Raw genomic sequence first — 14,554 nt, 5'->3', positions numbered from 1 at the left:
TGCTCTTGCTGAATCTCCACATCTCCTGTTGAGGCTATGGTCAGGCGCGATCTTTCCAGAGATTGTTCAACCACTCGACTTGCTTGAGCCAGTGGTAAAGCTGGCCGCCTTCGTGTCCGTTGAACTCATAGACCGAAATGGCTTTGTTGGATCCTGCCCATGAGTTGAAGGCAGTGAACACAGTCGAAGGATGCACTGTCTCATCGCGGAGTCCCACGGAGAACAACGCTGGCACCCGGGCGCGCTTCGCGAAGTTCACGGCATCGAAATAGGAGAGTGTCGCAAATGTCTGCGCCACTTCGCCGCGGTGAATACTCAGGTAATCCGCAACTTCGTTGTAAGGAATCCCAGTTTCTAGTTCCACAGACCTTCTGAAATGACAAAGAAATGGAACGTCCGGCATCACTGCAGCCACTTTGCTCCCAGACAAGCTGGCCGCTGCGATGGCGATTCCGCCACCTTGGCTTTCTCCGGATACACAGACTCGCTGTTCGTCTACGTATGGCAGGTCGGCAACAACATCGACGAGCCTTACTGCGTCTGCGAAGACCCTACGGTAGTAATAATTCTCAGGAGAGTCGATCCCGCGAGTTACAAAACCACCCAGAGATGGACCGCTTCCGTGGTTGTCCGGAGTGACGCCTGGTGCGCTGCCCCAGCCGCTTCCTTGCCCACGAGTATCCATGACCACATGTGCATATCCGCACGAAGCCCAGTGAAGGTGTTCCGCAGCTGCGCCACGGCCGCGACCATAGCCTGCAAACTCAATGATCGCGGGAAGGTGGTCTCGATCATGAGGGCGTATGATCCAAGCGCGAATCGGTTCGCCACCGAAGCCTCTGAATTCAAGATCCTCAACAATCAGTTCTTCTATGGGCCCGGCGACGGGCTTTGCCGTCGCATGTTGTGAAAATGAGTATGCAGAGGTGAGTGTGGATTCCCAAAACGCATCGAATCCTGCTGGCTCTGCCACTTGCGGACAGTAGGTCCGCAGATCCTCGAGTGGAATGTCGGAAAACGGCACTATTCTTCCCTTCTCATAGCTGTCATCGCCCCGGCGATGTGCACGATCCGTGAGGCCTTTGGCTTCGTATCGAACCACTCGTCTCATCGTCTCCTATCATCGCATTGGATAAGAGCGTTCATACGGAATGTTCAACAGGAGAACGGCTTTGCCGAGGTGGCTGCGGGGCTACGCCACTGTGGAACCGCGCACAACCAGCTGGCTGGGCAGTACTTCGATGCCTTCACTCTTGTGCCCTTCAATTGCCCGCAGCAGCAGGTTGGCTGCGTGGCGGCCCAGGTTTTCCAGATTCATGTCGATGCTTGTGAGGGGCGGGCGTGCCCCGTCGGCAACGCTTTCCCAGTTGTCGTGGCCCACAACGGCAACGCAGTCGGGCACCGATATTCCAAGGTCCCGCAGTGCGTCTAGGCAGCCGCGGGCAATCTGGTCCGAGCCGCAGATGATCGCGTCGATGCCTTCGTCGGAGCTCTTTGACGATCCTGGTCTCCTCGAGATGCCGTGTTGCTCCATGAGTGCGCGGGTTGCACCCCGACCCCAGCTTTCGGTCCATGCTCCGTATATGGCCTGACCGCCTACGATGCTGAGCCCGGCATTGGCCAAGGCTGCGGCCGCTCCCGTGACGCGATCCACTGCGGCGCCGTATCCCGAATCTCCTGAAATTACGGCGATGCGGCGGCGTCCGCATTCAAGAAGGTGCTCCACCGCGAGCCTTCCTGAGACGCGGTTGTCCACAGTGACCGACATGTCGTGTGGGTCATCCGAAGGTGCATATGCATAGACCACGGGAACCGAGAGCTGGCCAAGTGAAGAACGCGGGTCCGGCCGAGCGCCCACGACTATCAGGCCATCCACCCGATGCCCGAGCAAAGCGTTGATGTGGTATTGCTCGCGGATGGCGTCGCCACGAGAATTGCACAGCAGCACCGAGACGCGCCCCACACCAAAGGCGTCCTCAGCACCCATCATGATGGGGTTTGCGAAGCGCCCCTCAAGATCATGCGTAATCATTCCAACGGTGCCGGACTGTCCAAGTGCCAGACTCTGAGCTTGTCGATTTGGGTGAAAGTCGAGTTCCGAAGCTGCAGCAAGCACTTTCGTCTTCGTGGCATCGCTAACGGCCTGCCGCCCGGAAAGTGCCTTCGACGCGGTGGAAATGGAGACCCCCGCAAGTGCGGCGACTGCTTCCAGCGTTACGCGGTTTGAGGGTTTTGTGTTGTTATCGCTCGTCAAACGCCCACGCCTCTCCTGACCCATCGCTGTTCTCCATTTCTTTTCTATGCTGGCAGGGCATGGTGTGCTCTGCCTTCCTGGGCTCTGATCATGGTGTTCGGTACCGTTTATGGCTGTGGTACCAACCATAATGAGATTGGCCAGTTCGAATTGTTGCAATTGTTGGAATTGCAACGACTTTGTGGTTGGGACCCAGACTCTCATTGTGGTGGAGCCACTGTTTGCCCACGCCCAATACGGCGAGAAGACAACCTCTGCATGCCGCAGTTCCACGTGTGGAACTTCCCGCGAATATGCGCCTCGTTGGGCCGGGGGACCTCCCGCGATCAAGCCGTGAGCAACGAGGAACTCATTCTCAGGCCTCACCTCCTGCGAGGGATCGACGTACAAGTGTGCCACGTCCGTCCCGCTAGGTTGTTCGACCGACTGAACGCACATCACCAACGGCCCACGTTCGAGTGCCACACAGCCCCGAACTGCGTCAATGCGCGGATCGGGATAGGTGAACCGTGCAGTGATCGGAATGTCGAGCACCACGGAATCACCCGTACGCAGATTCCCGATGACGTGCGCCGGCCCAGCCGCCAAACCGCTTTCAGACGTTCCATCCGAGTGGGAAATGGCGACGCTTGCGCTCTCGGCCCAACGGGGGATACGCAACGTGAGGTTCCACGGCTGTGAAGGCGCATCCACAACGTGGATCCTGATGGATGAATCATTCGGATAATCGGTTTCCACGCGCAACGCCACAATGCCACCACTGGGCAGTGGCATCCGGATGTTGCCACTCATGTACTGGATTATCTGGATTCCATTGTCCGACGACGTCGCCACGTAGCTGGCGAGTTGTGCGAGGGTCCGGGATACATTTGGCGGGCAGCAGGAGACTTCAAACCATGCGGAGCGTTGTGCGTTTGCTGCGCGTGGGCTCCATTCTTCCGGATCCGTCGGGTGGTTTGGTTCGCGCTGGTGGAGCGTGTTTGCGTAGAAGAATGACCGGCCATCACCCGATGGGGACGTGGCAACAATGTTGTACAGCACCCGCTCAATCACATCGCCCCATTCCAAGTTTCCTGTGGCAAGCAGTAGCCTCCACGCGACCATGATTGAACCCACCCCGGCGCAGGTCTCGCAGTAGGCACGATCGGCTGGAAGCTCGAAATCATCTCCGAAGGCCTCATCCTGATGGTGTGAACCCATTCCTCCGGTAATGTAGGTGCGCCGCGCCAGTGCCCATTCGTACTGGCGTGTGACAGCCTGCAACAGCTCGGAATCGCCCGTCTCAATGGCGGTGTCGATTGCTCCGGCAGCCAAGTAGAGTGCGCGCACGGCATGCCCCTCAAGGGAATGCATGTCACGAACTGGTGTTTCGTCTTGAAAATAGGTTCGCCCGAATTCGATGTCAGGGAGTGTGTGGTGGCCGCGGCGCTCGATGAAGAGGTTGGCCTGACCGAGATACCTTTCCTCTCCAGTCGCGCGGTAGAGCTCGACCAGTGCCACTTCGATCTCAGGGTGGCCACACACAAGCTGGAGGCCGGATTCGCCGAACGTGGCGCACACGTGGTCGGCCACCTTGATCGCAAGTGCTGCCAGCGGATCGGATGCCGTATGGCCTGTTCTCAGCCGTGCCACCCCTGCCTGGATGAGGTGCCCGTAACAGTAAAGTTCGTGACCCCACTCCATGTCCGAGTATCGCGGCGCCTCACCGGGGTGACCGTACTTGGTGCTCAGGTATCCATCTGGTTCAAGAGCGGGAAGGACCCTGCCAAGCAAGGCGTTGATGGTCTGCTCGATCTCGTCGCTCGGTTCGCGTCCGGATTCCCAAGCGAGTGCTTCGAGCACTTTGTAGACGTCGGAATCGGCGAATTCCCTGCCAACGCGGGATTGGGCCACTGTTCCGGCCACGACGGCGTCGAAGTTGGACAGCGTGCCGAACTTTTCCAACCACTTGACCTCGTGGGGAAGAGTGACTGTGCGATTGAGGGACTGCCGTTTTCCCCAGAAGCCACCGTCGATTTTGATGGAGTTCATGCTACCTGGACGCAGAGGAGTGGCCGCGATGGGGTCAACTGGGGTTGCCGCCTGAGTGTTTCCTCGCGCAGGTACCTGGCTGGTTCTGGTCGTTGTGTTGTCGATCATGGGTGTCAGCCTTTAACCGCGCCGGAAGTGAAGCCCTTGACGTAATACTTCTGCAAGGACAGGAACAAGATCATCGCGGGAATCGTCAGCACGACAACTCCAGCAGTGGTGACGCCGTAGTCGATCACGCCCATGACCTGCTGACGCATGTTCACCATGGCAAGCGGCAGTGGGGCTTTATCGGAGCTAAGGAGGTAAAGGGAGACCATAAAATCGTTCCAGGCGAAGAGGAATGTCAGCAGGCCAACGCTCACGAGTGCGGGCCGCACAGCGGGCACGGCGACCTTCCAGAAGGCCCGGAATGGCCCACAACCATCGACCATTGCGGCTTCTTCAAGTTCCCGTGGCACTCCGGAGAACGCGTTGCGCATCATGAATGTGCCGAAGGGTAACTGGAAAAGAGCGAGGATGATGCCCACTCCGATGAGTGAGTTCTGCATGTTGATGTCCTTCATCCACACGATGAGTGGTATGAGGAGTGCCGCGTAGGGAACCATCATGACGGAGAGCACCAGGAGGAAGCTCGCGTTCTTGCCTTTGAAGTTGTATCGGGCGAAGGCGTAGCCACCCGTCGTCGTCGCAATCAACACGGCTAGGACGGCAACCACCGAAACTGCCAGAGAATTTCCAATGTAGGTCCAGATGCCCGAGCCGTAGTTGGCCAACGTGGAGTAATTGGCGAATCCAAACCCGTCGGTTTGAGCCGTGCCCGGGTTGGGTGCGACCGAGTTGTACAGCGCCCACGCAAGCGGTGCGATAAAGGTGAGGATGAGGAGGGTAGTGAGAAGATAGTAGAAGCTCTTCTTTGCATTTTTCATCTCTTAGTCCTCCTCGTCGTTGACGCCCATGGATTTGAGCATGAAGAAGTTGATGACCACCAGGGCCACGAGGACGATGACCGAGAGCGCTGCGGCCATACCCAGATCCTTCTTCGTCTCGAATGCGTACTTGTAGATGAGCTGAACCACAGTGACTGTCGAGTTATTGGGCCCACCCTTCGTCAGTACGTAGAACTGATCGAATGCCAGCAACGAACCCGTGATGGACATGATCCACGTCATCGCCAGGGTGGGTTTGAGGAGAGGCAGCGTGATATTCATAAAGGATTGGAAGCGGTTGGCCCCGTCAATCTTGGCAGCCTCGTAGACGTCGGGTGGTATCGCTTGGAGGCCAACCATAGTCAGCAGCATGTAATAGCCCGAGAATCGCCACACCACGAGGAAAACCGTTGCCCACAAGGCTCCATTGGGAGAGCCCAGCAGCGACGCGTTTTGTTCCATGAGTCCAAGCTTGGCCAGAATCGAATTGAGCGGGCCCACCTGGGGCGAGTAGAGGGCGTAGAACAAGAGCGACGACGACGCAATACCAAGAGCCGACGGCAGGAGAATTGCCGTGCGGATGATGTTGTTCCAGCGCCGCGATTCTTGAACTAACATCGCCAGCCCCAGTGCGATGGGCATGATGATGAAGGTGGTTGCAAACGTGTATTTCAGTGTGAACCAGGCCGAGTCCATGAGCAGTGGGTCAGCAAAGACTTTGTGGAAGTTCTCCGGAAAGTTGACGTCCTGCTGGCCTCCCATCAACGTCCACTTGGTGGCTGCCATGACAAAGACGAGCACAATCGGCGCGATGAACAGTAGCGCAATGATGAGGAGCGTGGGTGAGACAAAGGTCCAGCCGAGCCGGTTGCCAAGCACTTCGGATCGGGAGGGTCCTTTCACGATGCCCTGATGGCCCCGAGATGCGCGCACATCCTCATGTTCCTTGACTGCGTTGGGTACGCGCCTGGGTGGGGCCAGCCGCTCGCGCAGCCCTTGTCCCTCCGTACCCGATGGGCTCTTTCTTACCATGATGTCGTCCATGTCTGTCATGAGCTGCGCCGGAGGTTGTCCTCCGGCGCAGCTCCTTGGGGATGGTGTGCCGACACGCCATGCAGGAGGATACAGGCGTGCTGGCGTTTGGTGCGGCTACTGGCCGAGTATTGCCGTAATTGCGGCGTTGTCGTCTGTCAACGAGTCATCGTCGCCCCACACTGCATTCTGAATAAGTAGTTGCCACGGGCTACCTGCGGCGTTGAAGGCTTCGTTGAAGTTGACCGAGGCCGGCGTGCGTCCGTTTTCGATCACAGCGTTGGCAATCTGTGTGCGAGGATCGGCGTCGGCGTATCCGTTCTTGAGGACGGATAGGTTGGCCGCGGTGTCATTGTTGTCGGCAAAGACTTCCTGCTGGGCGTCATCGGTCATGAGCCATGAAAGGAAGTCCCAAGCACCGTCAACGTTCTGGCAAGAGGATGAGATGCCGATTGCGTCGCCACCGAGGAAGGTTGACGAGCCACCGGTGGAGCCGGGAATGCCCGAAACGCCGATCTCGAAGTCTGCGGTATCGAAGAGTCCCGATACGGAAGTGAACGGGTAGGGCATGACGCCCACGTTGCCTTCCGCGAACGGGGCAGTCCATGTTGCACCCGTTTCTTCTTGCGAACCTGCGCCCAAACCGTTGGTGGTCTCGGCGAGCTCGCGGTAAGCGTCAAAGACTGCTGCTGCGGAATCCGAGTCAAGGAGTGCTTCAGTGCCGTCAGCGTTCATGACTTCTTCGCCGTCGGCCCAGACCGAGGGGAAGAGTGTGAAGACCAATGCGCCACCTGACTGCCCGGACAAGTACGAACCCGAGACGCCGTCCTTGTTGAGTGCCGCCACGGCCTCGGCCTGATCAACAAACTCATCAAGGTTGGTGGGGCCCTTCTCCGGATCGAGGCCGGCCTCCTGGTAGAGATCCTTGTTCCAGACGAGCACCGAGATGTCCTGAACGAACGGCAAGGTGTACTTGGAGCCTTCGTAGGTTCCTGCTTCGATATGGCCGACCGCGAGGTCGTCGAGGTTCTCGAGGCTATCGATCTTGTCGGTGATGTCTGCGAAGACGCCCTGTTGGGTCCAGTAGGGAACGCGTACGACGTCGCCGGCAAGCAGACATGGCAACGTGTCGGTCTGGACAGCGGCGCCCACCTTTCCTTCGACGTCGTCGTTCGGAAGAATCTCAAGCTTGATCTGTGTATCGTGGTTTGCGTTGTAGGCGTCTACGGCATTCGTGGCTTGACGCTCTAGCGGAGCGCGGCTCCACATCGTGACTTCTCCGGAATCTCCGGATGTTGCGTTTGCTCCATCAGAATTATCGTCTGAACCGCATGCAGCCAGACCAGTGACCATGAGCGCAGCGACAGCTGCGACGGCGGCACCTCGCCGTGTCGGCCGAATGTATGTCATTTCTGCTCCTCAAACTTCTTTGTTTTGTCCAAGCAGTGCCGTGCGTGACCCGGCGGTTGTGTGCGGGGAGCAACGTTGCTCGATTACGATCACTACTTGCGAAAGAACGAAAGCGCTTTCGTTACGAAACTTACACGATTATCGTGCCGATTCAACCGAGTATCGCAGCATTGAGTTTTCTGGATTTCTACCAGTTTCTGAGGCGTGTGCAGCATGTTTTTAGGTCCGCGTTCTATAACGGCGGCGCTTTCGCACCGGGCTGTGGTGCGCTAAGGGCGTGCGGGGTAGTGTGCACCACTTGTCCTGAAAACGAGGTGTTTGAGCCATTGGTGACGCGTGCGGCGAACCTTTTTCCGCCGAGGAAAACGTTTTCCAGTGAAGTGGCATGAAAAGATCTGTGAAATCAATAGGTGATATGACATGGGGAAACGAGTTTCGAAAATGCAGAAAACGCTTTCGCACAAAAGCTAGCTGTGTTCCAATGTATCGCGACCGATGGGGTTCGACTTTCAGAGTGGAGAGAAGACAGTGACATCAGGCGGAAAGCAGTGGCTCAGGCGAACGGTGGGTGTGGGACTTGCCGCACTCGTCGCGCTGGGCGCTACAAGCCCAATAGCAAGTGCAGTTCCCGACGACGAGAAGCCGCAGAGTTCTCTGGGGTACCCAACATTTACAGGTGACGCTAACCCTGTTCCTTCAACGGGTGTTCAGTACACCCCAGAATCCAGCTATCTCGGAGCCGTGTTCGATGAAGACGTGGCCAACGGAGCTGGTACCAGCACCGAAAAAGACTTTTGGATGGATCGGATGCTCGCTCGCACTGGTCCAATGTACGACTCCACCGAGAACGCCGTTGCGTTCACGAGAGGGCGAGCACTCTTCATGAAGACCCACAGACCCACCGCCCTTGGGTGGTCGGGAGATGTGGCCTATTGGGAGTCAGCCGGAAAGGGCGATGGCTTCACGATCACGGTCAAAGTGAATGGCGCCTCGGTAACGTTGAGTGAGAAATCCTCAGAGCGTAAGCAGACGCCCTCGTACTTCCACAGCGTGTTCGAGGGGAGCGGTCTGCGAATTGTCCAGAACAAGTTCATCACGGACCAGAACGTCATGGTGGCGAACTTGGAGATTTCTGGGTCTGCAGGAGCTGTGGTCACTCTTGAGGCCGCTTCGCCGCATGCAACCCAAACGGTGGGCGATGAACTGAAGGGACAGGAGCAGGCGCTCAATAACATCACCACCCTCTACCCGCAGTTCTCCGGTGACGGTTTTGCTCCATCGGGCGCAAAGCTAGCTGGAACCTTTGAGATTCCGGCATCCGGAAGTGTTTCCACCAAGCTTCAGTTGGGCTTCATAACGGAGGAGAACCCTGAGTCTCTGACTGAGTATGAAGAGGTTCGTGCTGCCACACCCGCCGCTGCCTACACGAATCACGTGACCACCTACAACGAGTGGTGGGCTGAGAACATCGTGTACTTGGAGACTCCTGAAGCAAACATTGATAAGACCTTGTTCTATCGGTGGTGGCTGCTGCGATACAACACGTTGGATGCAGACGTATCTGGCAACGACTACCAGTTTCCTACAACGATGGAAGGCGTCCTGGGATACAACAATGCCATTGTCTTGACAGCCGGGATGTTCATTGACGATCTCAAGTACTTACGTAGTCCCGAGTACTCTCTCGGTACGGCGCTCTCTGCAGGCGAGACCTCAAAGAGCTACAAGTTTGTTGATAATCCGGGAGACCCCGCCAACTGGTCCAACTCATACACTCAGTACATTACTGAGGCCGCGTGGCGGGCCTACGAAATGCATGGCGCTCCCGGCGAAGTGGGAGAGACCCTCGCCCGGCACTCAGAACATGACGTGACGGGATTGCTCGATGCTTACGACTCCAACGATAACGGGCTGATTGAGTACAGCTGGGGAGCCATGACAGGCAACGACGCCGACGCCGTCTCTTTCCACTGGCGGTCCGGTTCGATGGACCGAACTGAAAGTGCATACCTCTACTCAAATGCTTTGGCAGCTGCTGATTTCTACCGAATTGCTGGTGACACGGACGGTGAGGAACGCATGACGAACCTCGCGCAGCGCGTGCGCAGCGCCGTTCTAACCTACCTGTGGGAAGACGAGACGGATACGGCAGACGAAGTTGGACTAACGGGTAACCTGCTCAAACATCGCATGGTCTCTGACGGTGCGCTTAATCCATACAAGGAAACCAACAACTACTTTCCGTACGCTGTAGGTCTGATGCCGCAAAAGGGCGATGCTGATTACGACGAAAAGTATGTTGAAGCTCTGCGCCTGTTTGCGGATGCTGACCAATACCCGGTGTTCCCCTTTTTCACAGCGAACCAGGTGGACAAAGCGGTCTCCCCTGAGGAAGGGTCCAACAACTTCTCGGTTATTAACTCGACAGTCTTGTTCCGAATCATGGCGAGCGCATTGCGTGATTATGACTCGGACTACATCACACCCGAGATGTACAAACAGTTGCTCTACTGGAATGCCTGGGCACACTACCAAGATGGTGACAATCGTCTTCCAAATCAGAACGAGTTTTGGGCCAACGGAAGTGCTGAGGACGGCGGCAGTATCGGATACCGATCATGGATTCACCACACGATTCTTGGCACAACCAACTTCGCGATGATTGAGGGGCCAATTGGTTTCCAGGCGCGCGACGACGACATGCTGGAGCTTAACCCGATCGACATTGAGTGGGACTACTTCACTGCGAACAACATCAGGTACCACGATTCTGACGTGACCATTGTGTGGGATAAAGACGGATCGCACTATGGCGGGCCCGCCGGCTACTCGGCGTACATCGACGGTGAACGCGTATTCACTACGGACACCTTGACCGGACTGATCTATGACCCAGAATCTGGAACTGTTGAACTGAGTGATGATTCCACTGCGACCGTGACCTACGAAAAGGCAAGTGCTCTGTTGAGCGCCACAGAGGTCACCTACGATTCCGATTCACGGATCGTGGATGTTTTCGCTAAGGCTGGAGTGGCAATTGCGCCGGACACAGTTGGCTCGACAAATGTCGCACGTGGTGCCTCGGTCGAGGCGTCATTTGAAGCAACGGGTCGTGAGGCAGAAGCTGCAGTCAACGGCACAACAATCAATGAGCCATTCTGGGGAACCGCGGGAAGTCCAAACTCAGACGATAGTCTCGTAGTCGATTTCGGATCCACACAGGAAATCAACGAAACGAGGGTCTATTTCTACCGGACGTCGTCGTCGGCAACGGTATCTGGCTACGCTGCTCCGCAGTATTACCTCATTGAATACTGGAATGGCAGCGAATGGGTTGCTGTCCAGAACCAAGCGCGCACACCCGTGTACGCCACCGCAAACTACAATCGTGTTCAATTCACGCCGGTTGAGACGTCGAAGATCAGACTCACGGTCAAACATGCGGCTGGTAAGGCTACTGGCGTGAAGGAAATCCAGGCAATGAGCACTAGTGCTGAATTGCCAGAATCTACCAATGCGGCGCCAAAGGTCCAAGCATACGAGGACTCCACATACAGCGCTGCGAACAAGGCGCGGCTGGTGGGAACGGTTTCGGACGACGGCTTACCTTCCGGCACCTTGACGACCAAGTGGACGGTAGTCTCTGCACCGGTTGATGGTCAGGCAGTGTTTGCCAACAGCTCATCAGAAACGACGGATGTGCTGTTCACAGCTGAGGGTGATTACGTCCTGAGGCTCTCCGCAGATGATGGCGAGCAGACGAGTTCCGTTGACGTAGCCGTAACCAATGCGGGTGGCGAAGCTTCGAAGACCAATGTGGCTCCGGAAGCCACGGCGGCCGCTTCGAAAGTCACCGGCTGGAACAGCGTGGCGGCCGTCAACGACGGAAATACAACGTTCCCGGTGGCACAAGAGTCCGACGCCTGGGGAACATGGGGCATGACTGCGCCCTATTGGATGACCCTCACATGGGACAAGGAGCAACGAATTGACGAAACCGCAATTCTGTTCCACGACGATGGCGGCGGAGTGAGGACTCCGGCAAGCTGGAAGATCGAATACCTAGACTCGTCTGGTCAGTGGAAAGACGTCGGCAACGCAAGCGCGTACCCGAATGTTCATGGACAACTCAATCACGCGACCTTTGACGCCGTGAGTACCACCTCTTTGCGAGTGGCAATCACGAAGCACAACGATGGCTATCCCGGAATCGTCGAATGGGAAGCGTACGCACAAGAGCCAGTTTCGGTTCAATCGACGAACGTTCGTACGAGCATCGGGACTGAACCGGCCCTACCGAACACCGTGGAGGTCACTTATTCGGATGGCTCGTTGGTAAGCAGGCAGGTCAGCTGGCAGGAGATCAATGCTAACGATCTCGAACGAGAAGGCAACTTCGATGTGTACGGCTCTGTAGCGGGCACGTCAATCCTTGCGAAGGCCACGGTGTGGGTTCGCGCAACTGATGCCGTTCAGGTGAATGTTATTGACCCAACTGCAGTGACGACGAAGGTCGGCGTGGCTCCGGCAATGCCTCAGTCTGTGAATGTGCTCTACAACGACGGTTCCCGTGAGACTGTTGCGGTGGAGTGGGATGCCATCGACGCCGCTTCGTGGGCGAATGCCGGGGAGTTTGAAGTGCTCGGTTCAATTGCCGGTACTGACAAACGTGCTTCTGGCACCGTGACTGTGGTGGGCACTGCGGAACCAGTGGTGGATCTTTCGGCGTCGTCAGACCCGGGAGAATCCGGATGGTACGGCTCGAGCGTCGACGTCTCAGCAACGGCATCTGATCCAGAAGGTGCAGATCTTCACGTCCAAATTCAAGTTGGCGGTGTGTGGCAGGACTATGCCGGCCCTGTGACGATTTCTGCGCAAGGGCAGAATGAAGTACGCGCACGGGCCACTGCTGCCGATGGGCGTACATCCAAGGACGCAGTCCTGACAGTCTCAATCGATTCGGCGGCTCCCGTCGTGGCGCCAAGCTTCAATGAGACGACGCGGTATATGAGCATCTCGGCCACGGATTCAGCGTCCGGGGTTGACACAGTGGAATACCGCATCGGCGAGGGTGGAGACTGGGAGGCCTACGAGAAGCAGTTTGTGGTGGATCAGGCTGGCACCGTGTACTTCCGTGCATCGGATAAGGCGGGCAATACGAGTGATGTGACATCACTCGATGTTGGCGTGGCTCCAGATGGATGGCGTAAGAATGTCGCTCCCGACGCTGAACCTACCGTCTCTGCTGTCACTACGTGGAACTCCGCCGCCGGTTTGAACGACTTGCGCGATCTGACCAGCGGAGGACAAACAGGTGCGTGGGGAACGTGGGGATTGAGTGGAGATACACAAACTGCTCAGCTGACGTGGGACCAACCTCAAACGGTCGATACCACGAGGATTCAGTTCTTCGACGATGGCGGCGGTATGGATCTTCCCGCCAGTTGGAAGCTTGAGTACCTCGATTCATCAGGGGACTGGGCTGAGGTGCCGAATGTTTCAGGCTACCCAACTTCTGAGGATGAATACGTGGAGGTCACTCATGACCCGGTTACTACCACTGCGCTGCGGGCCGTGTTGACAAAGTCGAGCAGCGGTTACGTAGGCATCATCGAATGGGAGGTTTACGGTCCAAACGTCAATCCAACAATCTCCGTACCTGCTGCCAATCTCGCACCTAGTGATTCGTTCCAGGTTTCCATCGCACATGCCGTGCCAGATAGTACCTACGAACTGACCCTCCAGCCGGGCGCCTTCGATTTGGGAACGATCAAAGTCGAAGCGGACGGTGCTGGAAGTGCTCAAGTGCAGCTTCCAAGCTCGATAGCGGCAGGTGAGTATACGGTTCAAGCCAGTTCTGGTTCATCACTGCTGAAGGCTGGCATCAACGTTGTAGTTCCTGAAGAACCCAGCAATGATGCGTCACTGGCGTCGGTCACGGTGGCTGGCACAGTAGTGAATCTGGCTACGGAGGCTCTTTCGGTCGAGGTCCCAGATCCAAAGTCTGTGACATCGGAGGACGTGGTCGCTGTTGCGAACTCCCCTGAAGCCAGCGTGGGCGTTACCGTCAAGGAATCGGTAGTAACCATCGTTGTGACTTCTCAGAGCGGAAAGACCCAGACCTACACGATCACGTTGAAGAAGGCGAAACCAGTCGATCCGACAGACCCCGTGGACCAAACACCCGTGGTGGATCGCACGGCAAACGTGTTCTTCCAGGACTCGATCGTTCAGGGGATTGCGCGGACTGGTATGAGAGTCGCTCAAGCTGACCAGATCCTTGCCGGGGACTTCGATGGAGACGGTGTGGATACGCTCGTGGCTCGGAATGGACGTACATACACGTTCTTCGCGAGCAACCGGAGTGAATCACAGACCTATTCGATCATCTACGGAAAGTCCCTGAGTTCTCCTGTTGTTGGTGACTTCGATGGCGACGGACGTGACGATATAGCGGTGCGAAACCCTGGATCGGCCACCTTCCATGTGAAGTTCAACCACGACGGAAAACTGACAGGTGGTCAGTCTGACACAACGGTGACGTACGGACGATCAAGTGACGTGCCCGTGGCAGGTGATTGGGATGGAGATGGTACGGACACCATTGGGGTCAAGCGCGGAAACAAGTTCTATCTCCGCGATGAACTCAAGGGTGGTCAAGCAGACCGATCGTTCGTCTATGGACGTGCGACTGATACAGCAGTTGTGGGCGACTTCGATGGGGCCCACGGTGACTCCATCGCTGTCATCCGCGGTACCACTGTGTACGTCAAGAACACGCTGAGTGGTGGATCCGCTGATACCACGCAGGTTTACGGGCGTGCGGGCGACCTTCGCGTTGCCGGTGATTGGTTCGGAACCGGAACTGACACATTCGCTGCATTCCGCAAGTAACAGGGTT

General features: G+C 56.9%; 6 protein-coding genes. 1 reads left to right on the top strand and 5 read right to left on the bottom strand.

The window, feature by feature from the left end; genetic code table 11:
- Positions 1 to 40 precede the first annotated feature (40 nt).
- From H2O17_RS10160 to H2O17_RS10135, 5 genes are all read right to left on the bottom strand, one after another.
- Positions 41 to 1,111, bottom strand: coding sequence for an acetylxylan esterase (locus H2O17_RS10160; protein WP_246311237.1), 1,071 nt, complete (start codon positions 1,109 to 1,111; stop codon positions 41 to 43).
- Between the two features lie 81 nt (positions 1,112 to 1,192).
- Positions 1,193 to 4,393 (bottom strand): beta-L-arabinofuranosidase domain-containing protein, encoded by a 3,201-nt coding sequence (locus H2O17_RS11560; RefSeq protein ID WP_220456762.1) that lies wholly within the window; start codon positions 4,391 to 4,393, stop codon positions 1,193 to 1,195.
- 5 nt (positions 4,394 to 4,398) lie between these two features.
- A complete protein-coding gene (locus H2O17_RS10145; protein ID WP_182049564.1) occupies positions 4,399 to 5,211 on the bottom strand; it encodes a carbohydrate ABC transporter permease in 813 nt (270 codons plus the stop codon).
- 3 nt (positions 5,212 to 5,214) lie between these two features.
- On the bottom strand, positions 5,215 to 6,243 hold the full coding sequence (locus H2O17_RS10140) for a carbohydrate ABC transporter permease (RefSeq protein WP_182049563.1): 1,029 nt from the start codon (positions 6,241 to 6,243) through the stop codon (positions 5,215 to 5,217).
- A gap of 117 nt (positions 6,244 to 6,360) precedes the next feature.
- The gene (locus tag H2O17_RS10135; RefSeq protein WP_182049562.1) at positions 6,361 to 7,653 is read right to left on the bottom strand and encodes an ABC transporter substrate-binding protein; all 1,293 of its coding nucleotides are present in this window, start codon (positions 7,651 to 7,653) and stop codon (positions 6,361 to 6,363) included.
- 528 nt (positions 7,654 to 8,181) lie between these two features.
- Here H2O17_RS10135 and H2O17_RS10130 point away from each other — a divergent pair.
- Entirely contained in the window at positions 8,182 to 14,547 is a 6,366-nt protein-coding gene (locus H2O17_RS10130; RefSeq protein ID WP_182049561.1) for an Ig-like domain-containing protein, read from the top strand.
- Positions 14,548 to 14,554: the final 7 nt, after the last annotated feature.

Source organism: Changpingibacter yushuensis (assembly GCF_014041995.1).
Taxonomy (GTDB): Bacteria; Actinomycetota; Actinomycetes; order Actinomycetales; family Actinomycetaceae; genus Changpingibacter; species Changpingibacter yushuensis.
The sequence above is the reverse complement of the archived record's forward strand: the minus strand, read 5'-3'. Positions and strand labels throughout refer to the sequence as shown.

Excerpts from the sequence above, each read along its gene's own strand:
- H2O17_RS10160 (WP_246311237.1), bottom strand. The coding sequence starts at position 1,111 with ATGAGACGAGTGGTTCGATACGAAGCCAAAGGCCTCACGGATCGTGCA.
- H2O17_RS11560 (WP_220456762.1), bottom strand. The coding sequence starts at position 4,393 with ATGATCGACAACACAACGACCAGAACCAGCCAGGTACCTGCGCGAGGA.
- H2O17_RS10145 (WP_182049564.1), bottom strand. The coding sequence starts at position 5,211 with ATGAAAAATGCAAAGAAGAGCTTCTACTATCTTCTCACTACCCTCCTC.
- H2O17_RS10140 (WP_182049563.1), bottom strand. The coding sequence starts at position 6,243 with ATGGTAAGAAAGAGCCCATCGGGTACGGAGGGACAAGGGCTGCGCGAG.
- H2O17_RS10135 (WP_182049562.1), bottom strand. The coding sequence starts at position 7,653 with ATGACATACATTCGGCCGACACGGCGAGGTGCCGCCGTCGCAGCTGTC.